This is a genomic window from Vibrio harveyi NBRC 15634 = ATCC 14126 = KCTC 12724 (genome assembly GCF_001591145.1).
Taxonomy (GTDB): domain Bacteria; phylum Pseudomonadota; class Gammaproteobacteria; order Enterobacterales; family Vibrionaceae; genus Vibrio; species Vibrio harveyi.
Genome location: NZ_BCUF01000049.1, coordinates 1 through 25,990, shown reverse-complemented (window position 1 = coordinate 25,990; position 25,990 = coordinate 1). Strand labels below are relative to the sequence as shown.

Genomic DNA, 25,990 nt, shown 5'->3' with positions numbered 1-25,990 from the left:
CCCTAATCCGATTATTTGTATCAGGTAAAAGATATGGTGAATGACGTAGAATTTAAATTTGAAGTGCCTGGATGTGGGCATGAATTTCGAGTAGAAAGTTTTCAAGTGAATGAAGAGCTTTCGAAACCTTTTCACATCAGTCTCTCATTACTTTCACTTGATCCAGATATCTCTTTTGATGCGTTAATACGAAAAGCGGGCACATTAACCCTTTATGGACAAGGTGTTGGTGCTGCACGTGTATTTAACGGTGTCGTGAATGAAGTTCGCTATTTGGGGACTGGGCGCCGTTTCTCTCGATACCAATTGGTTTTGGTGCCGCAAGCTTGGTTTTTATCTCAGCGTCAAGATTGTCGAATTTTCCAGCAGAAGTCTGCGCAAGATATTATTACTGAAGTGCTGGATGATGGAGCAGTCACCGATTATCGCTTCGAGCTTTCAGGCATATATCCTCCCAAAGAATACGTTCTTCAATATCGTGAATCGGACTTGCATTTCGTTCAGCGCATGATGGCTGAGCACGGTATGTGGTACTACTTTGACCATACTGATGCAAATCACACCATGATAATAGTGGATAGTAATGATGCGATTGCACCTTTGGTGAGTTCGCCAATCAATGCTTCTTACATTGGACCGATTGTTTATCATGCTGATGGTGGTGGCGTTGCCGATCGTGAGCACATCTCCGATCTAGAGTTAGTTAACCGGGTGCGAACGGGTCAGGTTACGTACACGGATTATAACTATGAGCAACCAAAGATCCCGCAAGAGATGACGCATGCGGGCGATCTTGACCAAGACTTGAAGCAGTTTGATTACCCTGGTCGTTACGTGGATCCTGCGATGGGGCAGGTAAGAACGACGGAATGGATGTCTGAACATATTGTTGATAATCAACAGGTTGAAGCGAGCAGTGATGTGATGCGTTTAGCATCTGGTTACAGCTTTAATGTCAGTGAACATCCTCGCGCTGAAATCAACCGTGACTACCTCATGTTATCTGTCATGCACACAGGGCAAGATCCACAGGTGCATGAAGACGAAACGAGTGGTATGCCAACCACTTACTACAACCAGTTCTCTTGTATTCCACGCGATGTGGTATTTAGAGCGCCTAAATTGGCTGCACCTGTTGTTGATGGTCCACAAACCGCTGTTGTGGTTGGTCCTGCTGGTGAGGAGATCTACACCGATAAACTCGGACGAATTAAAGTTCAGTTCCATTGGGATCGCTATGGTGATAACGATGAGCACTCAAGCTGTTGGATTCGTGTAAGTCAATCGATGGCAGCGCCAACTTGGGGGGCTGTGTATTTGCCGCGTATTGGTCATGAAGTGGTCGTCACGTTCCTTGAGGGTGACCCAGATCGTCCGTTAGTGACTGGGGCTGTGTACAACGGTCTGCATTTCCCTCCTTATGCGCTACCTGAGAACAAAACGCGTACTACGTTCCGTACCCAAACACACAAGGGGACAGGCTACAACGAGCTGAGTTTTGAAGACGAAGCAAACCAAGAAGAAGTCTACATTCATGCTCAAAAAGATATGTCGACTAAAGTACTCAACAACCGTTACCGCGATATCGGTCAGGATGAGTTCTTAAAGGTAGCGCGTCATCAAACCAACGAAGTGCATGGTGACCACAAAGAAACCATTGATGGTCATAAGACTACGCAAGTAAACAGCACATTTACCGAGACCGTAGAGCAAGATGTAACCGTCACTTACAACGCCAACGAAACTCAGTATGTAAAGAATAACTCTGATTTAGAAATTGGCGATAACCGCACAACTAAGATCGGTAAAAACGACGATTTGGACGTGGGTGAAAACAGTAACCTGACGGTAGGGGCGTCTAAGAGTTCGGACATCGGTGCCGATGACAATCAAACCGTAGGCGGCAATTTAACGGTGTCGGTCAAAGGTAACACATCATACAAAGCCGACGGTGCGACGCAAATCATCAGTGGTGACAAGATTGTGTTGAAAACAGGCGGCTCTTCATTAGTGATGAACAGTGATGGCTCAATCAAGCTGTCTGGCTCTTCAATCACCATCGAGGGCAGCGATAAAGTCGTCGTGAAGGGTGGTAACGTAGCGATTAACTAATGATGGAAAAACAACTGCTTACTACAGAAACCATCACGAAACAGCAAGCCGAAACTCCGGCTTGCTTTTCGCGCTTTGGAACCATAGTCGCCATCAACGAATCCACAGGCAGTGTTCGAGTTGATTTTGATGGAAATCCATTTAACCAGCCACTTACCGCAAGGTTAGGGCGTGGCTTTCGTCGTTCTGAGTTACAAATGGCCATCGATAACCAGTTAAGTTGTCGAATTGAATTCCTGAACGAAGACTTAAGCTTGCCATTCGTGACGGACATATTCTTTTCCATTTTGGATGATTCTGACGAATTTGTATTAAGAGCCAAAAAGATGGTGATTGAGACAGAACAGGAGCTGATCGTTAAAAGCGGAGAGACAGAAACTCGCTATAGCGGGCGCGATGGTCGTATCACCACAAAGGCTAAGTACGTCACCTCTCAAGCAGAAAAAGCACAAAAAATTCAAGGTGGAACGATAGCAATTAACTGAGCACAACGAGCTGATTGTTAATAACTAACCAATCATTACTAACTAATTGCTACTAGCTGACTGCTATCGCGTACTCGTACGCTAACAATGGATAAGTAGATGCGACAAAGAATCGGTGTCGAGCACCTAAAGGCACCTATAACCAATCAAGACGTTGAAGGTGCGTTGGCGAAAGCCGAACGTGCAGTGAGCGACCTTTCCCAACTGCCAGCAACATGGCTGACCTTTTGCAACGAAAAGCTTTCTATCGCCTCAGAGAGCCTCGGATTCTTAATTAGGCAAAGAGTCCAAATTCATAAACGTGGTTATCCAAGTCGTGAATTGGAGTATCTCAATCTCATTGAGCGCCAAATTGCTGAGCTCAAGCAGGTTTACTTATCGTTTTATCGATTAGCACCGGGGTTGATTCATCAATTAAGAAACCAAGAGCCAGAAATCTATACCTGGATCATGCTTCAAGGAGAGTTAGGCTCAGAGCTTGATAACCTTTTGTGTGGTCTGAGTTTACTCGAAGAGCTAGACAGGCATACCGCTATGGTGATTGTTACGCAATCGCCAGTAGAGCATATCGATAGTGTGATGTCTGAACTTATCGAAGGTAAAGTGAAAGCCAGCGCGTATTATTTTGAGTGCCTACGTGTCCGCCAAGCATTGAGTGTTGCGTTGATTAAACGTTGGCACAAAGCGGAAATCATCCTTTCCAATATCGCTTTGCCATTACTGGCGTTGCAGGATGTGGAAGAGGGTATTGAATGGATCAACGACAATGCTAATGGCGAACAGTATCTGTTTGAACGTTTGATTACTAAACGCGACCGAGGCACTTGGTTCCGTCAGTATTTTGGTACTGAACGGAGTCAGTTGCCTTCTGATCAGATACTCACTTTTGCAAAATTATTGGAGCTTAGAGAGTTTGAAGTGTTTGATATTTCTTCTTCGTTAGCTCCTGTCGATTTTGCACTGAGTGGGGATCACAGGCTAGTACCTAGAATCATCGATCACTTGCAAAGTTTAGAAGAAGATGAAGGCGAAGTTTGGATTCAAGCATTGTATGTGGTCTACGGAAAACTTCTTCCCCTGACTCCGCAAGACATTGGCGTTGAGCATGAGTGGGGAGAGATTATCGATTTGCTTAACGAGTGGGTGGAAGATGAAAAGTATGTCCAAAACCTACCCAGTCGTATGGGTTATGCATTGAGCTTCGAATCTACTTTAGCGGCGATGCAAGATGCCAATGTTGATGTCATGTTCCGCGATTGGCTATGGCGTCAAATCTGTATTCAATCAAGAGCTTATGTGCCATGGGATATGGCTATGCCGATCCATCAGCAAGACTGGAACTTTAACAATTTAAAAGCCGCACCTTCGGCGATCGAACGATTCAACTTAAGGAATAGCAATGCAGTTATGGGATATTGAAGCCAACCCAGAGCTATCACTTAAAGGGCGTTTTCAACGTGATGAAAACGGCGATGAAGTGTGGGTTGTTGTCGCTAAACGTACTTGGCAATTCGATGGTGTGGTTTGGCACGAATTAGGTGAAAGTGAAATCTTCGATGATCCCCAATATTTGGGCGAAGAAGGCTTCTCTGCGATGAAAGTTGACCACGAGTTTGCGTATACCAAAGACAACACAGATGTACTTGTTTACGGCAAAGCGCGCAGCTACGCGAAAAAGCCAGTGACATACCAAGAGTGCCGAGTTCTGATTGATGGTCATATCGATAAGACTCTCGCTATCCACGGAGAGCGCGTGTGGGTTGAACACGGGGGGAGTATCACACTCAGTAAACCGACGCCCTTTATAGAAAGAGATATTGATTACACCTGCGCGATCGGTGGTGACTTACGTAACCGAATTGGCGGTGGTGTCGCTGATTCCAATCAAGCGTTACTTGAGCAGAAAGTGCCCTCGGTTTTCTACCCGAGAGAAGAGTGGAGTGCTACTTCAAAAAATCTGCGAGTGGCGGGCTTTGGACCTATTCCCCCATTTTTTGAGTCTCGCCAAAAACTGGCTGGCACGTTTGATGAAGATTGGATTGAAAATCGCAAACCAATGCTACCGCTGGACTTCGATAGGCGCTTTTTTCAAAGCGCGCCCACCGACCAACAATGCAAAGGTTTTCTTCATGGAGGCGAGCGTTTAATGATGAGCGGCTTTTGTCATGATGACACGCTTTCATTTCGCATTCCTAAAGAGAAGTATCGTGCAACCGCCACTTTCAAAGACGGCAGCTACCAGGTCGATATGGCGATGTATACCTTGTTCGTTGATACTGAAAAGAAAGCCGTATCAATCACTTATACAGCCGCGTTTCCCTGTCAAGGCAAAGAACATTTGTTGGTCTCTACGTCTATCACCCTATTAGAAGAGGTAAGCGAGCATGCCTAATTCAACCGGTCGTTACGTGTTAGGCATGGAAGTCATGACGCCTACAGGAATGAACCTGGACGTTGCTACTAGCGTGGCTAAGGCGGACTTAGCTAGGTTTGATCAAATGGTCGGTAAAGACGGTATTGAACGATTTACGTTTGCCACAATCGAATACACGAAAGAGAGCGAATTATTTGGAAAAACCTGTGAGCTAACGGCTCACTTACTGGATTCCCTTTTGGTCCAACTACCTCGGTCCTTGAAGCCGATTCCGTTACTTATTTCTGTGCCAACGACAATTTCATTAGCGAAGATACAAGAGTGGCTCGGTGAAAGTGACTATTCTGACTTTCTTTCTGTGGTTGAAGCCGTGCATGCAAGCGGTCCTAGCTTCGTGCTACAGGCAATGAAGTCTATGGATAAATACGACGCCATGATGTGCATTAGCGTGGACTCTACGGTGAGTTCGATGCAAGAGCTTATTGACGATGCGATGGTAATGAGTACGAATAACCCATGGGGTGTTATTCCGAGTGAGGGGGGAGCGGGGTTAATTCTTTGCAGAAAAAATACTTTAGAAACATTGAAACTTAAGCCTCAAGCACAGCTTGGTTATATCGACACAGAATTGAATACCGCAGACCGAAGAGGCATGTTTAGACTTGTGCAGCGAGTGAGTAAAAAACTTGATTCGTTTGGTGAAGTTTATTCAGACATGACAAACCTGCGCGCGCATACGGAAGATTATGGTTTTGCTCTAGGTGCTAAAGCAGAACGCTTTATTGATCCAGAACAACCTAATCTTATCAATGAGTTATGGGGAACGATGGGCAGTTGTTCGTCACTTGCGCTGATTGCGTTTACGGTTAAAAATCATCACTTTAACCACCCGGCATCGTTATTAATGTTTGATTTTAATGGCGACAAAGGGATGCTTCAATTATTGGCATGCTAGTGTGATTCTTAAAGTAATATCCTTGAAGTCTTTTCAAGAACCTTTACTCGATAAAAACAACATAATTGATGTAGTGAAAGCGTAAGTTAATGAGTCTAATAACTTAGTAATTATCACTAAAGTAATAGGTTTACCGTTCGTTTTAAATACCAGCCTTGAAACAAGGATGTTTCAGCAAATATTATTTCGGCCTAATAATATTTGTTCGATAAAAGAGTGCAAAGTGTCAGATAAGCAGGGAGCAGCCAAAGGTTATATTGATCAATTGGTTGTTAAAGCCATTGAGAAAAAGAAACAGAACGAGCAAAGATTGGCGCAAAAAAATAAGCCAAAGCTTGAGTATGTACTTTTTTCACAATTTGATGTGCTAGACACAATGTTATCGAAAAATGGTAGGACGACCGTCTATCATCTCGCCAAAAAGGGTCAACCAGAAAAACAAATCTGCTGTAAAGTCGTCAATGAAGACGCCCCAGATATTGCCAATAAAATGTTGGTCAATGAAGCAAGCAGATTAGAGCTCTCTCAGCACCCAAGCGTCGCTGATTTTATTAAGATCGGTAACGAATTCGAACGCCCATATTTAATGTACGAGTGGATTCAAGGTGAATCACTGGCAGAGAAGATGGAACGCCATTCCTCTAAAGGTTTTCGCCACGACCACATTGCTTGGTTAGTGTATCAACTTGCGGGTGCGCTGGAGTTTATGCACACCCGAGGTATTTGCCATCTTGATATTAAGCCGTCAAATGTTCTTGTTAGTGAGGGCGACTACGTTAAGTTGATCGACTTTGGTGCCGCGCGCTACATCGGTGAAACCGAGTCTCATGCTGAAGCGAGTTTGAGTTATGCGTCACCCCTGTATCTCGAGACAGGTACGACAGAACCACAAGACGATGTTTATTCGCTCGCGCTATTAACTGGCCATCTATTTATTGGTTCGATCTTTGGTGATGCTTGGCACAAACAGTTAAAAGATCGCAAACGTCCGGCATTAATTCCAAACCATATTTGGAAACTGCTTAAGCAGGTGATTAATAACCCAAGAGGGCACGGCTACACGGCAATTTCCTTTGCCCAGCAACTTGCACGTATTGACACTCAATCTATTGATTCACAATCGAATGCACCTATTTTTAGCAGTTTACGCAATGCCGATTTATTACTGACACACTGTAAACCTCAAGATAAAGCGAGTTACGGTCGCTTTAAAGTGCTAGAAGCGAGTTTGGTATTGAGTGTGGTGGCAGTAACGGGTCACTACTTGTACCAGCAGAATCAGCCAGAGTGGAAAACGATCGTTAAGTCGCAGCCTATCTCGCAAACGGAAACACCACTGGTGAGCACCATCAAACCAGCGCAAACGGCTTCTTTTTTGGCTCAACCCCCTTGGGCGATTGAAACTGCACTTAACGATATGGAAAAAGACGTGATTTCGACTGCGCCTTATCGTGAAGCTTACCAAGTACAACAAATGAAACTGTCTAAGTTGTACAAAAAGAATCAGGCTCAATTGACGTCTTATCAAGCTTTGGCGGATGAGTTACCAAAAACGCTGGTGGATTTACGCAAAGAGCTGGTCACGCTGCGAGAAAAACTCGTTGATGATGGAGCATTATTCCCATACGCAGACAAAACCTTGACCAAAGTGATGGCTGGTTTGAATGTTGCTTCGATAGATTCAATGAAGATCTCTGCTGTTGCAGGAAGTAAAGACGAACAGATTGCGAACTTAATCCTCGATGGCGAAGCAAAGCTTGCAGACGAAGAAATGAAAGCTGCTTGGTTATTAAATCAATCTGAAGCTTATTTCTATAGCCAAGTCTTGCCAAACAAAGTGATGGAAAATATCAATGCGTCTATCGATTCACACGCAAAAGATCACTTTTATACCAAAGCCATTGAAGAGGCTAAAGCCGCTAAAGCTTACTTTGGTAATACGCCAGAGCTCAACAAAAAGGTGACGGATCTCATTGTTGCTCGAAGCGAGTTCATTTTGTTTAGTACAGTCACTGAGCAATCCGTATTTGATAAGCAAAAGCTGCACGATTCACTATCCGACCTTGAGCGAAATGCCCCAAAGAAATTTGGCGAAATTACCGACCTGCTTGAGAGCATGGCTAGAGACTCCATTGATAAAAGTCATCAACTTTCTCGTCCTGCGCGTGGTGCAATCGCGGTTGAACGCGCGCTGAGAGACTACTTAGCAGAGGGGAGAAGTTAATGTCAGTCATTGAAATTGAACGCTTGCTCGCTCCCATCTCTGATTCCGCACCTGTAGGTGAGGATGCTCGCTACGAATTTTGCTATGAAATGATGGAATCCGAAGTAAAGAAATTCGGCTCATTGTTTGGTGAAACGGTAGATTGGAGCGTCGTAAAAACACATGCCACTGAAGTTCTAGAGCATCACAGCAAAGATTTAAAAGCAATTTGTTACCTCGTTCGCGCTCTAACAGAAGAGTTTGGACTGCAAGGCTTTGAACAAGGTCTGAAGCTGCTTAGTGAGGCGTTAAATCGTTTTGGTGTTGAACTGTATCCGTCGCGAAAGCGAGGTCGAGATGGCGCAGTGGAGTGGCTGAACCATCAATTTAAGTTGGTGAGCAGCAAGTTGGCTGAAAGCCCTCAGTCTTGGGAATTAGTTTCAAGTTGTATTTCAACCATCGAAGATGTGCAGCGTCAGTACGACGACGTTTATCAAGACTCGGAAGCGGACTTCTTCGAGATTCGTACGCAGTTAAATGTGTTGTCTCAACAAGTTGCTGTCGACAATCAGAGCGACGATGCAACAGCGACTCTAGAACAAGCGACACCAGCAGCACAGCCTGCCAAAGCCGAAGTGGTAGAAACGCCAGCGCAGAGTGATGTGCAAACTAGGGCATCTAACACGGTTTTGCAGACTTCTAAACCTGCACCAGTTAAGAAAGCCGTCACAAAAGAAGTCGATATCGATACGGACTTCTCGTCGCCAACCGCTTCGAAACGCACCTTGAAGAAAGTCGCGGAAGTGATGCTTCATGCCAACCCAAGTGATCCTCTGGCTTACCGAATTTATCGTCATCTAACGTGGGATGACATTGACGGTCTGCCTGATCATCAAAACAATCAAACGCCTTTGAGTTTGGCGGTATCGTCCGATCAACAAACGGAATACCGAGATAAAGCCAATCAAGAAAGCGATATCGACACCATCAAACGCTTGGAGCGCACATTAACTGATGCGCCGTTTTGGCTGACGGGTCACTACTTGGTGTCTTTGATGCTCAATAAATTGGGTTTTGATGACGCAGCAATTGCTGTGAAACAGGAAGTGAAGCGTTTTGTTGATTCGCTAGAGGGCATCGAGTACCTCACATTTAAGAATTCTTTGCCATTTGCAGATGAAGCTACCTTGAGCTGGTTATCGACTCAAGATGCAACTTCTTCGTCTTCTCAACCCGTTGTTCAAACGGTTGTGATTTCTGAAGAAGATTCGCTGCCGATGGAGGATATCACTCTAGAAAATCTAGGGGAATATGCCGCTGAACTTGCCCGCAAACTTGAGCTGGATAGCTCGGGACGTGGACAGTTCATGCTGTATTTACAATTGATAGCAGCTTACCAGTCTGTTGGATTATACCCGTTGTGTCTGCCTTATCTTGAGAAGGGTTGGGAAGTACAAAAAGCGTTTAATCTCGCGAGCTGGGAACCCCACTTATCTTCACAGTTAGAAGACCTGATTCGAAAAACACTCCATCAGTTATTCAGAAGTAAGGACCTTTTGCCTGAGAAGTATGAAGAGTGGAAAGCAATTTATGACTAATTAAAGAGTTAAATAAGGAACTAATTATGTCACGTGACGGCTCGGTGGCTCCTAAAGAGCGAATTAATATCCGTTATGTTCCAGCAACTGGTGATACGCAAGATGACGTAGAGCTGCCGCTGAGCATGATGGTTGTTGGTGATTTTACTGCACGTGCAGATGAGACGCCAATCGAAGAACGTACTCCAATCAATATCGATAAAGACAACTTTAACGAAGTGCTAGAAGGCATGTCTCCAAACGTTAAAGTTAACGTTGAAAACCGTCTTTCTGATGAAGAAGGTGGTCAAATCGGCGTTGATTTGACGTTCCAAAACATGAAGGACTTCTCTCCTGAAGCGATCGCGAAAAGCGTACCTGAGCTAAACAGCCTGCTTGAGCTTCGCGAGGCCTTAGTTGCACTTAAAGGTCCTCTAGGTAACGTTCCTGCGTTCCGTAAGAAGATCGCATCGGTTCTTCAAGATGAAGAAGCGAGAAAGAAACTGTTGGATGAACTAAGCATTGGCGATGACCAAGAAGCGAAAGAAGAGTAAGGGATACCATGTCTGCAGAAGCACAAGCGCCAGAACAAGAAGCAGCCTTAGTTGAATCAGGCTCACTTCTGGATAGCATTCTTAACGAAACTCGTTTAAAGCCAAGTGATGAAGGTTTTGACGTTGCGAAACGCGGCGTAGAAGCATTCATCAGTGAGCTACTAAGCAGCTCGAACACAGAGAAAGTAGATCAATCTTTAGTTGATTTGATGATCTCTGAAATCGACCAAAAATTGTCTAAGCAGGTTGATGCGATTCTTCACAGCGAAGAAGTTCAAGCGATTGAATCAACGTGGCGTGGTCTTAAGTACCTTGTTGACCACACCGACTTCCGTGAGAACATTCAAATTGAACTGATCTCAGCGAAGAAAGATGAAGTTCTTGATGACTTCGAAGACGCACCAGAAGTGGTGAAGTCTGGTCTTTACAAACAAATCTACACGCGTGAATACGGTCAATTCGGTGGTAAACCTGTTGGTGCGGTAATCTGTGACTACGACATGTCAGCGTCGTCGCCAGACATCAAACTGATGGAATACATGGCGAACGTAGGTGCAATGTCTCATGCTCCATTTATCACGTCAGCATCGGCTAAATTCTTCGGTTTAGACAGCTACGAAGAATTACCAAACCTAAAAGATCTTAAATCTGTATTCGAAGGGCCACAGTACGCGAAATGGCGTGGTCTGCGTGAGCACGAAGATGCGCGTTATCTAGGTCTATGTACTTCTCGCTTCATGCTACGTACGCCTTACTCTGTAGAAGATAACCCAATTAAGGCGTTTGACTACGATGAGCAAGTGACAGATAGCCACGACAACTACCTATGGGGTAACTCAGCGTACGCAATGGCGTCTAAGATCAGTGAATCTTTTGCTAAGTACCGTTGGTGTCCTAACATCATTGGTCCTCAAAGTGGTGGTGCAGTTCAAGACCTACCGGTTTACAACTTTGAAGCAATGGGTCAAATCGAAACCAAGATCCCAACCGAGATCCTTGTTTCTGACCGTCGTGAGTATGAGCTAGCAGAAGAGGGCTTTATTGCGCTAACAATGCGTAAAGGTTCTGATAATGCAGCATTCTTCTCTGCAAACTCAGTTCAAAAACCAAAAGTGTTTGCGAATACGCCAGAAGGCAAACAAGCAGAGATGAACTACAAGCTGGGAACTCAGCTTCCTTACATGTTCATCATCAACCGTCTAGCACACTACATCAAAGTGCTACAACGCGAGCAAATCGGTTCTTGGAAAGAGCGTTCTGACCTAGAAATCGAACTGAACAAGTGGATTCGTCAATACGTTTCTGACCAGGAGAACCCGCCAGCGGAAGTTCGTGGTCGTCGTCCACTGCGTGCTGCTAAGGTTGAAGTATCAGACGTAGAAGGGGACCCAGGCTGGTATAAAGTATCAATGTCTGTGCGCCCTCACTTTAAGTACATGGGCGCAAGCTTCGACTTGTCTCTAGTTGGTAAACTAGACCAATAGCCCTTTGCTTAAACCAACAAGCAGCCAGTGAAGACTGGCTGCTTTTTTCGTAGGACCGAACATGGAAAAAGGTTATCGTCTTTTAGAGCGGATCGAGCTAGGTGAACCAAAGAATTGCTACGAGAAAGTAATGTCTCACAAGCATTTGATCGAGTCCATTCATTCTCATCTTGCTGATTTGCTGAACACGCATTCTGGTAACGCGATGATAGACAGTGATTATGGGCTGCCAGATTTTAACGACGTGCTTTCCAACAATACGAACCTCGTTCGTCATATTCAAAAGAACATCACATCAACCATAGAACGCTTTGAGCCGAGGCTTCTGAATGTCGAGGTTCATTACCGTGAAGATCACCATAACCCACTACAACTCGGTTTTGGTATTCACGGCGAAGTTTCCCATAACGGCGGTAAAGTCCCAATGTCGATCGATGTCTACATGGGAACCGACGGTCAATTTAACGTTTAGTAGGTGCCACTTGAGTAACAGTAAATACTTTCAAGATGAACTCACGTATTTGCGTGAGTCGGGGAGTGAGTTTGCCAAATATCACCCGAAGTTAACTCACTTTCTCTCTGAAGGAACCTTCGATCCAGATGTCGAGCGACTGCTTGAAGGTTTTGCTTTTCTGACCGGGCGTATTCGAGAAAAGATAGACGATGAGCTACCAGAGTTAACACAATCGTTAATGACGTTGCTTTGGCCCCACTACATGCGCTCGATTCCGTCTTTGTGTATCAGTGAACTCAAACCACATACGGGCAGTGTTACTGAGAAAACCCTAGTAAAACGTGGCGCAGAGATGGCAAGCGAACAGGTGGAAGGTACTCAGTGCCTTTTCCGCACTTGTTACGATGTAAATCTATACCCAATCACGATTGCCAACATTGAACAAACCAACAGTCGCACCAGCTCGGCGATTGATGTCACGGTGTCAACCGAGCATGGACTTGAATTGTCTCGCATCGGTTTGGATACGTTGCGCCTACACCTGCATGGTGAGATTCATATCACTCGCACGGTGTTTTTATGGTTATTCCGTTATTTGGATTACGTTGAACTGGATGTCGGTGGCGGCTACAAACATCGTCTTGGTCCAGAATACGTTAAGCCAGTAGGGCATGAAGAAGATGAAGCGCTGCTGCCTTATAGTAAAAACTCATTTGCGGGTTATCGTTTGCTGCAAGAGTTCTTTTCTTTGCCAGATAAGTTTATGTTCTTCGATATTAAAGGACTCGAGTGGCTAAAAGGCATCCCACAGCGCAGTACGGTGAAAATCAAATTCCACTTTAAGCGCGCATTGCCATCAGAAGTCGTGCTTAAAGATAAACATTTAAGGCTGCATTGCACACCCGCCGTAAACTTGTTCCAAAAGGATGGGGACCCAATTCGTTTAGAGCACCGCCGGAATGAATACAAAGTTCGCCCGCAGAGCAGCACCCAAGAACACTATGAAGTGTATTCGATTGAGCAAGTAGAGAGCTGGAGTAAAGATGAGCGCCGTCGCAAACCGCTTATCGAATTCGAGTCTTTTGAGCACCAAATCAACCAACGTGACAAACGAGAGTTCTATAAATCGAAGGTAGGTGAGCGAGTAAGCGGAAGGGGTTTAGAGCGCTATATCTCGTTCCATACTCACAATGGTGACATTGCGGATTTAGGTACCGAAACAGTATTGATGAAACTGCAATGCAGTAACGCGGACCTAGCCGAGCGTCTGTCGGTCGGTGACATCACTTATGCAACCCATAAATCACCAACCTATGCGACGTTTAGAAACATCACAAAACCGACCCAATCGGTCAGCCCTCAGGTAAACGGCGAGCTTCAATGGCAGCTGATCGCCAATATGTCGCTCAACTATTTGTCTTTAGCGAATATCGATGTGTTGAAAGTTCTGCTCTCTACTTACGACTTTCATTCTCGTGTAGACAGGCAAGCACATCGCGCGTCGATTCATCGACTTGATGGCATTATTTCTTCAGAGATGAAACCAATCGACCGTGTGTTCAGAGGCGTTTCAGTACGTGGTAATCAATTTAAGTTGGTTACTAACTCTCAATTCTTCGTAAACGAAGGCGATATGTTTCTCATGGCAACGGTACTGAACGAGTTCATTCGTCTGTATTCGAGTGTGAACTCTTTTACCGAGCTGGAAGTGTTTGATGAAGCAACCGGGGAAGTTTACAACTGGGCAAGCCTCATTGGGCAGCAGACGATTCTATGATTAATACACTTTCTGATAAGTCGAATGAGTTTAGCTTCTACCAAGCGGTGTTGCTGCTTGAGAAGCATTACCAGCTTAAACCAAATTCTAACTTTATCGCAGTCGGTGAGAACAAATACTTTCATCAAGAACGTATCGAGTTCAGTGTGTCGTCAAACCTTTGCTTTCCAAAGAGCGATATGGAATTTATCACCCATATGGAAAGAAACGGGCAGCAGTATTCACGCGTAGAAACGAACTTTCTTGGATTGCATGGTTCTAGCTCACCACTGCCAGCTTCTTATACTGAGAAACTTGCAGGGCGAGACCCAGATGACAATCCGGTAAAAGACTTTTTTGATTTCTTCCATAATCGCTATACCAGTTTGCTGTATCGCGTATGGAAGAAATACCGTTACCATGTACAGTATCAAAGTGGTGCGAACGACGCTTTTTCCGGGCGTATACTGCATTTGGCTGGTCTATCCGGCGTAATGCAAGATTGCGACGTCGCTGAGTTAGATCGAGCGAAAATTCTCTCTTACGTGAATCAACTGTCCACACGCACACGTTCTCCTAAGTTGATTTCAGGTATAGTTTCACACTACTTTTCGTTACCTAGTGTCCGTATCGAAGAGTGGGTATATAGGCGTGTTGAAATTGCTGAGAGTCAGCGAAACAAACTAAACCGTTCCAATTGTGTGTTGGGTCAAAGCTTACATTTAGGGCAAAGCATTGCAGACTTAAACGGTAAGTTTAATTTGTGCATCGACAACATTGATTTTGAAACTTTTAAGCAGTTTTCATACGATGGTGAGTTACATAAAACCTTAGTAGGTTTGATGCGTTTTATTTTGCGTGACCCGATGTCTTGGGATCTTAAGTTAACGGTTAACCTCGATACTATCCCTGAAAACCAACTGGGGAATGGGGAAGGGAACCAGTTAGGGCAAACATTTTGGCTTGGTAATCCGGGTGACAAAGACGCCAAGATTCGTCTGATTGGCAGCATCTAATGCTTAGCATATGATGGGGAAAACGCCAGTTACAATAAAGCCGCGAGTTGTTCGCGGCTTTTTCGTCTGTATAGAATATTTGGCGGGAACCAAAAACTTATCGGCTGATTGGTTGATGAAGAACAACCGTCGTGTCGAGCTTCTGAATACCGCTAAAAGATTCAATCTCATTACATAGATGGTGAATAGACTGAAGGTCTGGTGCTTCTATAAGCGCGATAATATCGAAGCTACCACCTACAACGCTTGTCAGTCGTACCTCTGGAATTTCTTTAAGGGCATTTGTTACGTCGTTTTTTTTGCCCTTTTCGCAAGAAATCAGCAGGTAGCTGGCAGCTTTGCGACCTTCATTTTCAACGCGGATTTGTGCAGTGTAGCCTTTTATAATCCCCGTTTTTTCCAATCTATTAATTCTTTCTGCAACAGCAGTACGAGACAAACCGATATTTCGAGATAGATTCGCAATCGACTCTCGCCCGTTAGATAACAGACTGGAAAGTATTTTACGATCTAACTTGTCTAAGCCTTGTAAAGTCATGTTTGAAATCATGTGTTCTGCCTATTCTGGTTTTTATATTGTTATTAAATCGACTCTGGGAGTGTAAAGTTATACAGCTCAGCTAGAGTGAATGGGTTTTTCTGTGTCAAAGGGGTGATACGAAGGCTCAAATCCCTTCCTGACACTTTTATGTCACTGACGAAGCTACCGTTATGAGTGTTTGTCAGGGTCGAATCACCTAGCAATCTGTATATCGCCCACTGACCACTCTTATTTAGAACGTGTTGTTTGCCTTCGTCTGTCACATCTTGGATCGTGATTCTTATATTGAAGTCACCGTTCTGCGGCGGCCACTCCATTTCACGAATTCGGCTCGGACCATGATAGTAGTTGATATCAGTGTCTGAAATTTTCAGACTGGCTCTGATAGCACTGGAATCAAGGTCTAGTACTTTCGCACTGAACGGGATGTAAACTCGGTTTGTGCTCTTATTGATTAACGTATCGCGGATAACGTTGTAGTTGCGCAATTGCACCAATAGGGCAGGAGAAAGAGGCATGGTTTCGCCATCTACCTGTTTTGGTGTCCACAAGTTAGTATCGTAGAACGGTGCGAAGTTCTTCTGAATAAAGGTGTCTAATAAACCACCTGATGCGAACAACAGCTCGAAGTCTTCAATTGAGATCTCTTCTGTCGCGTTCAGATCAAATGGGTATTTACCAAGCCCTAGCTCTTTAAACTTGGTGTAAATCTCGCTGTACCATTGGGTTTGAATGCCTTTTGCTGATTCTTTGATCATCACTGACCAGCTTTGCTGAACGACATCAAGCAACCAACTGCGCACTGGCTCTGGCGATTTCTGAGCAATCTGCTTAAGTTTAATCAATGGATCGGCTTCAGTGCTGTTCATTCGGTGCTGGGCTGCAGCAAGTGCGGCCATTTGCGGGTCTGGCGCGTCAGCAATGTCTTTCATATAAGTACGAACACGGCTTAATGCTGCAATCGTTTCATCCCACGGAGTAGGGGAGTTAGGTGTTTCACTGACTTGAAGTTGGTTCAACAGGTGGAAGGCTTGTTCGACACGCTTCATTAACAAGTAGTCAGGCTTCACTGCTTCTTCTATTGCTTCTGATGCCGAATCTGCTGCTTCTGCCAGTTTCGGGTTTACTTTGGCAATCAATGCATTCTTCTCGCCGACAGGGGAGAACTGAGTGTTGGCGTAGACTTGCTTTAACACTGTGGTCATCGGCGAAGATGGACCTGAAATTAAGTCGATAGCATTGGTTAGATCACCGACATTGTTGTAATGGTGGACTTTCAGTTCACTCAGTGCATTACGCCAGTAGTTGATGTAGTCATCGGTGTACTTCTTACGGACTTGAGTTTTGAACGCTTCTTGTTCTTGTTTCGTAGGGATCACGTGGTTAGATAAACCAAGAACCCAGTTGTCACTGATCACTTGTTGTGACATCAAATCCACACGAGGGCGATAGAAGGTACTAAAGCCTGTTGAAGTGTAAACCTTATCGATGACCAAGCGGTTATCGTCGAGTGGTTCGTTGAAAACGTTATTGAATTCGAAGCCAACCGCGCGTTGAAGATCGAGCGTACCAAGGTCGATGGCATCTGCTTGGTTCAATATATCAGCATAAACAAGATCTACGTTAGAGTGAGCAAGCAATGAGCGTCGAGTAGCGCGAACAATGTCCATGTTGATGTCGACAGGGGCAAACTGGGTACGGAAATAAGCATCCAAGTAACGCATTGCCTGATTCACAACATCTGGTTTGTCACTCAAATCGTTTAATGTTTGTAGCGTCTGACGACGTAGGAATTGAATATCGCGCTTGGATGGATCATTCAGCATTAAGTAGCCTTTGAGTAAAGGCAGTGTCGCAGTAATGTCGTGCTGATTATGAGTCAGTTCCAGACGGTAGCCTTTCTCAACAACTGGCATGAGCTGTTGTGAGACTTCTTTGAGCAGTGCTTCGTACGCCAGTCTTGTCGTTTGGTCCAAGCGGCTGATGTTCAAAGGTAGTACTTCTTCATCAAGCGCACGAGAACCTTCTAACCATGCGCTGTATGAAGGTTGAATTGCACGAGTCGCACTCACTAATAGCTGATTAAAGCTTGCTTCTTGTTCTACCTGCCCTTTGTCGTCAATGCCGAGCAGTTGGTTAATCACACGCAAGTTGCTATCTAGTGTTGTGACAAAGAAATAGCCACCGCCAGCTAATAGAATAACTGATGCCAGCATAGCTAAATGGCTTTGGCGCTGAATCAAGCGCAGATACGTTTTGTTTTCTCCCGCAAAGTCGCTCTCCGGTAAGATCTGAGAATCAATCAAGAAACGAGAGAAGTAAGGGGTTTCTGTAAGTTGTGTGTGCTCAGAAGCAATGATCGGCAAATTGAAGTAATTGCTGCAGCTTTTCGCCAACAAGTTGTACTTACGACCGCCTTGCAAGCTAGAACAGAAGAAGATCTCACGAATATCGAGAGAGTAAACACCACTGTTTGCATCACAAAGGCGTTCAAGTACATAACTAATTTCTGCTTGGCAAAGTTCAAACTGTTTTGGGAAAGCAAGAATGGCTTGTTTTTCGTCGATATCCGCTGAGTTTGCGGATGCGTCTAACGCATTCGTTTCCAGCACTTTCACTAAGTTACGGAATCCGTCACGATAGTACTCAGTGATTACGCCTTTCGCTTCTTTTAAAGGAATGGAAAGAAACTCTACTCGAGTCTTAAGAGAGCTGAAATGAACGTATTCTTTGAAACCATCTAGCTTATCAAGCTTAGACATCATCATGTAAACAGGCAGTGCTGAAGACGTTTTCTCGCTGATAGAGCTTAGTCTCTGCAACAGGGCAGTAATCGTGTAGTCTTTTTGTTCTGATTCTGAAACGATCATGAATTCAAAGTCTGTAAAGAATAGACATCCAGAAAATGGTTTTCTTGGGCGATGACGAATAACTTCATCAACGAATGTATTCCACAGTGATGCGTCGCTACTGGATACCTCTTGAAATACGAGGCGTTGGTCTGGTTTGACATAAACGGCACTGTCAGACTCATACCATTCAAAGAAGTCATTTTTTGCCGTACGAGAACGGTCCATCGGTTTAATCGCACTGGAGTTAAACAAACATTGGCGTCGTCCAGAGCCTTTATTACCAATCATTAGATAAATTGGCTTTTTTCCAGCGTTAGAAAGAAGAGGGCGAATCACCATTGAAAGCGCCTCTTCTTCGGTTTCTAAACGTTGTGCTTTTGAGTTGTTCTTTTTCTTAAGCCAGAGTGAAAACTGGAATATAAGATAAAAGGTAGCAATGACTCCTAGACCAATCCATAGATAAAGCTTATCTGCATCTTCGAGTAAGAATAAATATACTGCTGCAAATATTACAGCCAAGATTAAAGCCACTATGGTAGAAACCACGATCGGGTTTCTTAGTATTTTTTGTTTGAACATAAGCCTATAACTTCTTTACTTGTATTGTTATTTATTGTCGTTTGACGCAGTTTTTAACTGATTAATCTTATATAGGTAGGTGTTCAGTAAAAGGAGGGAGCGCTCAATTTCCTTTTGCTGCGCATTTTTTTCTGCAAACTCTATTCGACCCAGAAGGGGAAATAGCGAATTGCTATACTCATACGCCTTCTTAGAGTCTTTATCTGAATTCTGATTAGCGACATTAGCGAATACCGTCCTAGCATAGGTAAAGCGTTTGTATATGACATCGAATTCATTTTCGAAACGAGAACGTTGATCTAAAAAATTCTCACGAAGTTGTTGAGCTGAAGATGAGTCAGGGTAGATTTCCGTCAATTCATGAGTGAGCTCATCAATCGTATTTACTCTGCTTACTTTTACAGGATCGAGCGTCCAATCCGTCATCAACGTATCTAATCGTTCTATCGTTGCTGAACGTAAAGAGAGGGAGTGATCTTTGTTTTCAACGCTAAATGAGCCGACGATGTTCGTCAGCTCTGTCAAAGAGGCATGCTCAATCTCAACTTTTAGTGTCTGAAACTGATGTTGCTTATAAATAAAGTGAGAAGCCAAAGCCGCACCCAGTAGTCCAACCACGGAGAGCAGCACAACGCGGCTTGATTTGGATGTATCAGGCTCTTGAGCTGGTGGTATATGTTTCGCATTGGTCTTCGGTGGTGGTGCGATATCAACTTTAATTCCAGTGACCGATTTAGGCGGCTCTGGCTTAGTTTGCTTCGCTTCTAATGCCATGACTTCTTTGGCTTTCGCTTCCTTAATCTCTTCAATCCATTGATTCAAGATACGACGAATACGACCAAAAGATGGAGCCTTAATACCATAGTGAAGACGCAACTCTTCCTCGATGCGCAAACATAATTGATGTGCCGCTTCGATGAGAGGAAGTTCTTCTGGTAAAACTCGTTGTTTTTTGATTCGTTTCTCGGTGTATTCAACCATCCATTCGATGGCACTGATACGAGCATTAGCCTTTGCGTGTTCAGGGTAGGCGGTGTACCAATACACGACACACAAATCAAGCAACGAGTTCAAACCCTCAACTAAGCCTTTTAAGCCATCGTTGTGGGTGGCGGCTACCGTAAAGTAACAGCTACATCGAAAGTCTTTACCTTGAGTGCTAAGAATCTTCTTTGACAGAGTCTGAACAGTCTTCCATGAGACTCTTCCGGTTACTTTATTTAAGTTATTTATTTGACGCTTTATTTCGTCAAAATCATCTAAGCCATTAGGATTTGATCCACTAGGGTTACTTTCATCGATCGGTCTTCGAGTGAAGTCGCTGAAAAACATATTTTTTTAATTCCAACTGATTATATGGAAGGCAGAAGTTGACCATTTAATTATAAATGCACTGCTATCATCTTTTTTTTGAGGGATTTTATAGGCAAAAGAAAGAATTTGAATCTTAAATAATATCTAAATCAATATAAATTAACTTAGTGTGACGTTCCTTCACAAAAAAAGTCGGTTATGTTGATTTGTTTGGTATTAGCTTTAGTGATGTATATTCCAATTGTTGAGACAAAAAATGAAATTAATGGATTTCCTAATATTAAGCGTAGTTATGAGAAAAGTTATTTTTTTGAATTAAGATCAAATTATTAAAATTAAGACAATGTCGGTCTCGAAAGTGTCTCAATATCGAAAACTAATCATTTGTTTAATATTTCTGAATCTAGATGATAGTGGGTTTTCTAATTAAGAGCGCGCTAATTTAGTTGTTTTGATTGTGACCACAATATCTGTACAAATAACCTTTGCCGATTTTATGAATATATCAGTAGTTATATTGCTTTTATTTATAGGTAATTTGCCTTATTTAATGGGGCTATTTTTAACCATATTGAAAAAGAAAAGAGACTTGATATCTTTCGTCCCTGAATATTATTACTAGGTTTTCCAAGAGGGATGAAATGCTAAAACCAAGTCAAGTTGGGCTAATCTCAGCCATGTGTTTGTTCTCTACTTTTGCTGTCGCGAAAGGTGAGCGGTATGGTGGCTCGGTCAGTATGCTTACGATTGAGAGCATTGACTATGACGAAGGTTCTAGCGGAGACGTAGATACGTTGCGGTATGGTCTTGTGCACACACGTCCGATCGACGAAAACAACAACCGCTGGCGCTGGTGGCTTGGTCTTAATTACCTTACAGAGGATGTTGACGCTCCTTCAAATGGGATTTACCAAGAGGTCACAAACTATGAGCTTCGTGTCGTTCCTCAATACGCACTGAGCTCTTGGAGTATCTTTACTCCATACGTTGGCGCCGGGCTTTCTCTTGGTTACTCGCAGTATTCGAATCGCTGGAAAGTAGACTCGGATGGCTTTCGTTACGAAAGTATTGATGACATCGACCAATTCGAACTTGGTGCAGTTGTTACTCTCGGCACTGCAATCAAACTGGGCAGTAACCCAGATGCACATATTCAGATTATTCCTCAAGCTTCCTACATTCTTCCGGTAGTCAATGACGGAGTTGGTGGGGTAGAGCTTTCTGTCTCTTTACTATTTTAAGGTTTAGCAATGCATACACATCAGCTAGTCCTATTCATTTCAAAGTGTCCAGAGGAATACACGGGTGCCAAGCATATTGAAATGCCAGAAGGTGGCGGTTCAGTTGGTAGAGCGCCAAGCTGTACTCTCGCTTTGACAGATCACAACCGTTTTATTTCTGGTACACACTGCTTGGTCAGCGTATACGGAGACACTTTTTACATCAGTGATGTGTCTACAAATGGCACTATGGTCAACGGTAACAAGATCCTCAAGAACCAGCCGGTTTCGATTGTGGACGGTGATGTGATTTCTCTTGGTCAATACGAGATTGGTGTTTCATTGGAGCATGTTTCGGCTGCTCAAGACATTGCTGCGGATATTGCTCCAGAGCGTGTTTCCAATGACCCTCTTGTTAATCTTGGCGAGGCTGTGGTCGAGGAAGAGGAAAAAGTCGGTGCATTGGAAGATTTGTTCATGGAAACAAAACAAGACGATGTGGACAGTGATGACCCGATCGCTCACCTGAAGTTTTCGATGCAACGCGACGATGACCATCTTATTCGTGACGTCGAAAAGCCAGATGCTTCTCATTCCAAACCAATCGGAAATACACGACAAGTTGTTGATGATAGCTTTAGCATTCACTCAGAATTCGATATCCCTAATTTGATTCCAGAAGATTGGATGGCAGGTACAGAGACGAGCCAGGCATCAGTTGGACCAGAAATAGTGTCCGCTCAAAATCGCACGGTTATCCCAGAGGATTTTGCCAACTCCGAACCTCTTGCATCTCAAGCAGAGAGGGGGCGACCTGAAATCCATCAGTCTGGTTCGCAACCATTCGAGCAACGCGCTAATCCCTCAATTCAACCGTCTCCACAAAGATCAGAGCCTGCCGGTCAGAAGTGGGAAGAGGTAACACAAGCCTTTATTCCTTCGACACAATCGTCTCAACAAGAAGTGAAAACTACAGAAACGAAAGTGGGCTTTGTTAGCAATGAATCGTTGAACCCAGAGAAAGAAGGCGCTTCCTCTGACATTAGTAAAGCCTTCTACGAAGGTTTAGGGATCAGTAATCCAGATTTGATCAGCGACGAAGCCTTGCTGTTTAAGCAAATGGGAACGTGTCTTCGTCTGTGTATCGACAATTTGCAAAAAGACCTTCATGAGGTGGAATCACTTAAAGGTGAACAGGGATTAAGTGAAGCGGATTCGAATCTTGCGGAACTGATGTTGACGCTAAACAGCCAGAACCTTCTATCTCCTAACGAATTGGTAGAGCAAATGCTGGATGAGCTCAACGACCATCAAATTATTTTTAATAAGGCACTCAATGAGTTGCTGATCGAGCAGTCAGAGACGAATGACCCTGTCACGTTTGCAAGCGATGTGGCAAGTAAATCTATGTTCACCACTAAATCAAAGTTGTGGGGTGAATATGTGGAGTTTTACGCCAATAACCGTCGCCAGATGAATGAGATGTCATTGAAAGGTCTGATCAAGAAAAACTACACCAAAGCGATTAAGGGAAGTCATGCGTAGTATTGCGATGTTGCTCGGATGTGCTTTGCTATCCGGTTGTTCCATGTGGGACCAATTTAAAGAATCAACGGGAATTACACCCGAAACGTCCTCAGTCGAATTAGTGATTGAGGCATCTTCTGTGCTTAATGTTCGTGAAGGTGGTCAATCCTCCCCAGTTATTTTGCGTGTTCATGAACTGACATCACCAGTGCTATTTCGCAGCTTAGATTTCTTCGCACTGTTTGAAAACGACAAAGCGTCGTTAGGCGATGAATACATCAAACGTTACGAATACCAAATGCAACCGGGTGACAAAATCCATGAATTTTTGGAGCTTGACCCTGCCACTCGCGCTGTCGGATTTTCGGTAGCGTTTCGCGATATTGATGGCTCTTCTTGGCGCAAAGTTGAAGTGATTGAAGAGAAGAGCGAGTACTACATCAAACTTAAGTTAGAAGGCAGTGAGTTAATTTCTGACAACACTCGCGGCATTGAACAAGTTTACTTTTAAGGAATAAAATCATGTCTTTATACAATCCAGTTGTTTGGCAAGATGGAATGTTCATGAAGCCGCAGCACTTTCAGCAACTCGATCGTTCGCAAAGTAAACTGTCGAGTATGTTGAGCGCTAATGCATCGCCTTTGCATTGGGGAATTAAGCGTTTAGAGATTAACTCTCAGCTGTTAGCGCTGGGCAAAATTGGTATTACCCGCGCTGAAGGCATTCTTCAAGACCGAACGCCTTTTGACCTGCCGCTGCTCGCTGAACTACCAGAAGTAAAAGATGTCGATCCTTCAATTGCCGATAAAGTGGTTTATCTTTGTTGTCCATTACCCTCTGAGCGTTCTGAACTATTCGGCACTAAGAAAGACGGTGCTCGTTATACGATGGAATCGCAAGAAGCGGTCGACGCTTGTTATGATTCGGAAGACATGGCAAACATCGTGGTCGGTAAGCTTAACTTTTGCTTGATGTATGACCATGAAGACAAGAGTGCGTACACATCTATTCCAATTCTAAAGATCTCAGAAGTGAAGCCAGATGGCAGTGTCATCTTAGATGATAGCTTTATTCCGACTTGTATTGATATTCATGCTTCAACTGTACTGAACAAGTTCGCAACCGAGTTTGCCTCTATGTTGAAACATCGCGCAGAGTCTATCGTTCAGCGTTTAGGTGTTGTTGACCAGCAAGGTGTATCTTCAGTTTCTGATTTTATGCTGCTTCAAGCTCTCAACCGATATGAACCATTGTTTTGGCATTTCGCCAGTGCAGAAGGTATTCACCCTGAGTCGTTTTATCGCATTCTTCTTCAAGCAGAAGGCGAGCTTTCAACCTTGTGTTCTGCATCTCGTCGACCAGTCGAGTTCACTAAGTACAACCATGGCGACTTAACCAGTTGTCTATCGCGTACGCTTGATAGCGCAAAAATGACATTGAGTGTGATGTCAGAGCAACGCGCAATCCCACTGACGTTGAAAGACCAAAACTACGGTATTAGAACTGCAGCGATTCCAGACAGTAAGATCATCGACACAACGACCTTTATCCTTGCGGTTAAAGCAGATGTTACTTTGGATGTTCTTCACACCCAGTTTGTTAGCCAAACGAAGATCGGTTCTATCGACAACATTCGTGACTTGATCAATCTGCAACTGCCAGGTATCGAGATAAAACCAATGCCAGTTGTGCCTCGTGCGTTGCCTTACCACGCTGGCTACACCTATTTCGAACTGGATAAGACAGGTGAAGAGTGGGCGGCACTGAAAAACACTGCTGCGATAGCGGTTCACGTAGCCGGCGACTTTGCTAACTTATCATTGCAACTATGGGCTGTTCGTCTATGAGTTACGCAGAAACCGACGTTACCGTAGTTTTATTCCAACCAGAGCCTGGCAAACCTATGGAGGTGATGCCAGCGCCGGACCTGTCTCGTAATATCGCGGTACAAGACTTAAACATCGAAAACATGGGCATCAACCCTTTGGTCGACCAGTTCTCATGGTTGATCGCCAGTTTATCTTGTATGTCTTCGATTCCTTGGCTTGATGACCCAATGCCGTTTCGTGAGCAAGTGGCTCGTGAGATAAGAAAAGGCGAGCGTAAGCTCAATGAAATGGAATTGGATCGCGCATCCATTTTGGTCATCCGCTACTGTTTGTGTGCCGCGATTGATGAATCGGTCTGCCGACAAGAGTGGGGCGCTAACAGTCATTGGAGCCAGAATAGTTTGCTATCCGAGTTTCACAATGAAACATCTGGCGGTGATAAGTTTTTCGTCATTCTCGAACGTTTAAAAGCCGACCCACGCAAATACCGTCACGTTATTGAATTTTTGTACTTACTGCTTCAGCTCGGTTTTCAGGGAAAATACGGTCGTGAAGAACGCGGTAACGAAAAGCTCGCTGAAATTGGCAATACCATTTATCGCTTGGTACGAGACGAACGCTTGGCAGAGCAAGAGAAAGTCTCTCTCGTTAACCTTAAGGCCAAGTATCTTAAGAAGCCGTTAAAAAGGGTTGTCTCACCCAAGCTGATTTTAGGTATCAGCGCGATTACCTTCGCAATCATGTATGCCGCGACCTACATCGTCATCGATTTAAAATTCCAACAACTGCTTGAAGTGTATCGATAAACAGGAGAACTCAAAATGAGATCTTCTGCCAGTTTTCAGCTTTATCGTGAGTATTACTAGCTTATTAGTGAAATTCACTAGGTATTTAGAGAGATTGCAATATGCGATCTCTTTTATTATTCAATCAACAAAATTCAAATGGATTGGTTATGGGCGTAACAGTTGGTGCAAATGGACTTTCGATAGTTCATAAAGGCTCAGGTGGTGAAGCGAATGCAACGCTCCCAGATGTTTGTTTAACGAAGGTCGGCAAGCCGATCGTTCCTATCCCTTATGGTAACAATGCTAAATCAGCAGACCTTGCTGGTGGTACTACGACTATCTCTATGGATGGCGGCAACAGTGTCGCGA

The 25,990-nt window shown here is 44.1% G+C and carries 21 protein-coding genes; 18 read left to right on the top strand and 3 right to left on the bottom strand.

From position 1 onward, the window contains the following. Nucleotides 1-33: 33 nt before the first annotated feature. From VHA02S_RS20565 to tssG, 12 genes are all read left to right on the top strand, one after another. Nucleotides 34-2,112 (top strand): type VI secretion system Vgr family protein, encoded by a 2,079-nt coding sequence (locus VHA02S_RS20565; RefSeq protein WP_038899672.1) that lies wholly within the window; start codon nt 34-36, stop codon nt 2,110-2,112. Beyond that, nucleotides 2,112-2,597 carry a hypothetical protein gene (locus tag VHA02S_RS20560; RefSeq protein ID WP_038899673.1) on the top strand — a complete coding sequence of 162 codons (486 nt, stop codon included), beginning with the start codon at nt 2,112-2,114 and terminating at the stop codon, nt 2,595-2,597. Before VHA02S_RS20565 ends, VHA02S_RS20560 begins: the two co-directional genes overlap by 1 nt. Nucleotides 2,598-2,696: 99 nt before the next feature. Then, complete coding sequence (locus tag VHA02S_RS20555) at nt 2,697-4,016, top strand: hypothetical protein (protein WP_038899674.1); 1,320 nt, start codon at nt 2,697-2,699, stop codon at nt 4,014-4,016. After that, on the top strand, nt 3,997-4,989 hold the full coding sequence (locus tag VHA02S_RS20550; RefSeq protein WP_038899675.1) for a DUF2169 family type VI secretion system accessory protein: 993 nt from the start codon (nt 3,997-3,999) through the stop codon (nt 4,987-4,989). The genes VHA02S_RS20555 and VHA02S_RS20550 overlap by 20 nt, the downstream gene beginning before the upstream one ends. Continuing rightward, complete coding sequence (locus VHA02S_RS20545) at nt 4,982-5,926, top strand: hypothetical protein (RefSeq protein ID WP_038899676.1); 945 nt, start codon at nt 4,982-4,984, stop codon at nt 5,924-5,926. The genes VHA02S_RS20550 and VHA02S_RS20545 overlap by 8 nt, the downstream gene beginning before the upstream one ends. Before the next feature lie 223 nt (nt 5,927-6,149). Continuing rightward, a complete protein-coding gene (locus tag VHA02S_RS20540) occupies nt 6,150-8,150 on the top strand; it encodes a serine/threonine protein kinase (RefSeq protein ID WP_038899677.1) in 2,001 nt (666 codons plus the stop codon). Next, nucleotides 8,150-9,727: a type VI secretion system protein TssA gene (gene tssA, locus VHA02S_RS20535; RefSeq protein WP_038899678.1), complete on the top strand. Its 1,578-nt coding sequence runs from the start codon at nt 8,150-8,152 to the stop codon at nt 9,725-9,727. The genes VHA02S_RS20540 and tssA overlap by 1 nt, the downstream gene beginning before the upstream one ends. A gap of 26 nt (nt 9,728-9,753) precedes the next feature. After that, nucleotides 9,754-10,260 carry a type VI secretion system contractile sheath small subunit gene (gene tssB / locus VHA02S_RS20530; protein ID WP_005449476.1) on the top strand — a complete coding sequence of 169 codons (507 nt, stop codon included), beginning with the start codon at nt 9,754-9,756 and terminating at the stop codon, nt 10,258-10,260. Between the two features lie 8 nt (nt 10,261-10,268). After that, entirely contained in the window at nt 10,269-11,744 is a 1,476-nt protein-coding gene (tssC, locus tag VHA02S_RS20525; RefSeq protein WP_005449474.1) for a type VI secretion system contractile sheath large subunit, read from the top strand. A gap of 61 nt (nt 11,745-11,805) precedes the next feature. Beyond that, nucleotides 11,806-12,216, top strand: coding sequence for a type VI secretion system baseplate subunit TssE (gene tssE, locus VHA02S_RS20520; RefSeq protein WP_005449472.1), 411 nt, complete (start codon nt 11,806-11,808; stop codon nt 12,214-12,216). A 10-nt stretch (nt 12,217-12,226) separates the two neighbouring features. Then, a complete protein-coding gene (gene tssF / locus VHA02S_RS20515; protein WP_005449470.1) occupies nt 12,227-13,975 on the top strand; it encodes a type VI secretion system baseplate subunit TssF in 1,749 nt (582 codons plus the stop codon). Continuing rightward, entirely contained in the window at nt 13,972-14,970 is a 999-nt protein-coding gene (tssG, locus tag VHA02S_RS20510; protein ID WP_038899679.1) for a type VI secretion system baseplate subunit TssG, read from the top strand. The genes tssF and tssG overlap by 4 nt, the downstream gene beginning before the upstream one ends. Nucleotides 14,971-15,067: 97 nt before the next feature. On the opposite strand, the gene VHA02S_RS20505 is transcribed toward tssG, so the two are convergent. The 3 genes from VHA02S_RS20505 to VHA02S_RS20495 are packed head-to-tail and all read right to left on the bottom strand — an operon-like array spanning nt 15,068 to nt 20,274. Beyond that, nucleotides 15,068-15,520: an Lrp/AsnC family transcriptional regulator gene (locus tag VHA02S_RS20505; RefSeq protein WP_005449466.1), complete on the bottom strand. Its 453-nt coding sequence runs from the start codon at nt 15,518-15,520 to the stop codon at nt 15,068-15,070. A 32-nt stretch (nt 15,521-15,552) separates the two neighbouring features. Beyond that, the gene (tssM, locus tag VHA02S_RS20500) at nt 15,553-18,942 is read right to left on the bottom strand and encodes a type VI secretion system membrane subunit TssM (RefSeq protein ID WP_038899680.1); all 3,390 of its coding nucleotides are present in this window, start codon (nt 18,940-18,942) and stop codon (nt 15,553-15,555) included. A gap of 27 nt (nt 18,943-18,969) precedes the next feature. After that, a complete protein-coding gene (locus tag VHA02S_RS20495) occupies nt 18,970-20,274 on the bottom strand; it encodes a type VI secretion system ImpA family N-terminal domain-containing protein (protein WP_038899681.1) in 1,305 nt (434 codons plus the stop codon). Nucleotides 20,275-20,897: 623 nt separating this feature from the next. Between VHA02S_RS20495 and VHA02S_RS20490 the strand changes: the two genes are divergently transcribed. The 6 genes from VHA02S_RS20490 to VHA02S_RS20465 all read left to right on the top strand — a co-directional run. Then, nucleotides 20,898-21,497: a hypothetical protein gene (locus VHA02S_RS20490; RefSeq protein WP_005449462.1), complete on the top strand. Its 600-nt coding sequence runs from the start codon at nt 20,898-20,900 to the stop codon at nt 21,495-21,497. A gap of 9 nt (nt 21,498-21,506) precedes the next feature. Beyond that, complete coding sequence (locus VHA02S_RS20485; protein WP_038899682.1) at nt 21,507-23,021, top strand: type VI secretion system-associated FHA domain protein; 1,515 nt, start codon at nt 21,507-21,509, stop codon at nt 23,019-23,021. After that, the gene (gene tssJ / locus VHA02S_RS20480) at nt 23,014-23,514 is read left to right on the top strand and encodes a type VI secretion system lipoprotein TssJ (RefSeq protein WP_005449460.1); all 501 of its coding nucleotides are present in this window, start codon (nt 23,014-23,016) and stop codon (nt 23,512-23,514) included. Before VHA02S_RS20485 ends, tssJ begins: the two co-directional genes overlap by 8 nt. Nucleotides 23,515-23,525: 11 nt before the next feature. Next, entirely contained in the window at nt 23,526-24,851 is a 1,326-nt protein-coding gene (gene tssK, locus VHA02S_RS20475; protein WP_038899683.1) for a type VI secretion system baseplate subunit TssK, read from the top strand. Next, a complete protein-coding gene (gene icmH, locus VHA02S_RS20470; protein WP_025505396.1) occupies nt 24,848-25,639 on the top strand; it encodes a type IVB secretion system protein IcmH/DotU in 792 nt (263 codons plus the stop codon). The genes tssK and icmH overlap by 4 nt, the downstream gene beginning before the upstream one ends. Nucleotides 25,640-25,788: 149 nt before the next feature. Further along, a partial coding sequence (locus VHA02S_RS20465) for a PAAR-like domain-containing protein (protein ID WP_162268475.1) occupies nt 25,789-25,990 on the top strand: 202 nt, incomplete at its 3' end.

What these genes read in the sequence shown, in the direction of transcription:
- VHA02S_RS20505 (WP_005449466.1), bottom strand. Translation starts at nt 15,520, where the DNA reads ATGATTTCAAACATGACTTTACAAGGCTTAGACAAGTTAGATCGTAAA.
- tssC (WP_005449474.1), top strand. Translation starts at nt 10,269, where the DNA reads ATGTCTGCAGAAGCACAAGCGCCAGAACAAGAAGCAGCCTTAGTTGAA.
- icmH (WP_025505396.1), top strand. Translation starts at nt 24,848, where the DNA reads ATGAGTTACGCAGAAACCGACGTTACCGTAGTTTTATTCCAACCAGAG.
- VHA02S_RS20565 (WP_038899672.1), top strand. Translation starts at nt 34, where the DNA reads ATGGTGAATGACGTAGAATTTAAATTTGAAGTGCCTGGATGTGGGCAT.
- VHA02S_RS20485 (WP_038899682.1), top strand. Translation starts at nt 21,507, where the DNA reads ATGCATACACATCAGCTAGTCCTATTCATTTCAAAGTGTCCAGAGGAA.
- VHA02S_RS20545 (WP_038899676.1), top strand. Translation starts at nt 4,982, where the DNA reads ATGCCTAATTCAACCGGTCGTTACGTGTTAGGCATGGAAGTCATGACG.
- tssG (WP_038899679.1), top strand. Translation starts at nt 13,972, where the DNA reads ATGATTAATACACTTTCTGATAAGTCGAATGAGTTTAGCTTCTACCAA.
- tssM (WP_038899680.1), bottom strand. Translation starts at nt 18,942, where the DNA reads ATGTTCAAACAAAAAATACTAAGAAACCCGATCGTGGTTTCTACCATA.
- tssA (WP_038899678.1), top strand. Translation starts at nt 8,150, where the DNA reads ATGTCAGTCATTGAAATTGAACGCTTGCTCGCTCCCATCTCTGATTCC.
- tssE (WP_005449472.1), top strand. Translation starts at nt 11,806, where the DNA reads ATGGAAAAAGGTTATCGTCTTTTAGAGCGGATCGAGCTAGGTGAACCA.
- tssK (WP_038899683.1), top strand. Translation starts at nt 23,526, where the DNA reads ATGTCTTTATACAATCCAGTTGTTTGGCAAGATGGAATGTTCATGAAG.
- tssB (WP_005449476.1), top strand. Translation starts at nt 9,754, where the DNA reads ATGTCACGTGACGGCTCGGTGGCTCCTAAAGAGCGAATTAATATCCGT.
- VHA02S_RS20555 (WP_038899674.1), top strand. Translation starts at nt 2,697, where the DNA reads ATGCGACAAAGAATCGGTGTCGAGCACCTAAAGGCACCTATAACCAAT.
- VHA02S_RS20550 (WP_038899675.1), top strand. Translation starts at nt 3,997, where the DNA reads ATGCAGTTATGGGATATTGAAGCCAACCCAGAGCTATCACTTAAAGGG.
- VHA02S_RS20560 (WP_038899673.1), top strand. Translation starts at nt 2,112, where the DNA reads ATGATGGAAAAACAACTGCTTACTACAGAAACCATCACGAAACAGCAA.
- tssJ (WP_005449460.1), top strand. Translation starts at nt 23,014, where the DNA reads ATGCGTAGTATTGCGATGTTGCTCGGATGTGCTTTGCTATCCGGTTGT.
- VHA02S_RS20490 (WP_005449462.1), top strand. Translation starts at nt 20,898, where the DNA reads ATGCTAAAACCAAGTCAAGTTGGGCTAATCTCAGCCATGTGTTTGTTC.
- VHA02S_RS20495 (WP_038899681.1), bottom strand. Translation starts at nt 20,274, where the DNA reads ATGTTTTTCAGCGACTTCACTCGAAGACCGATCGATGAAAGTAACCCT.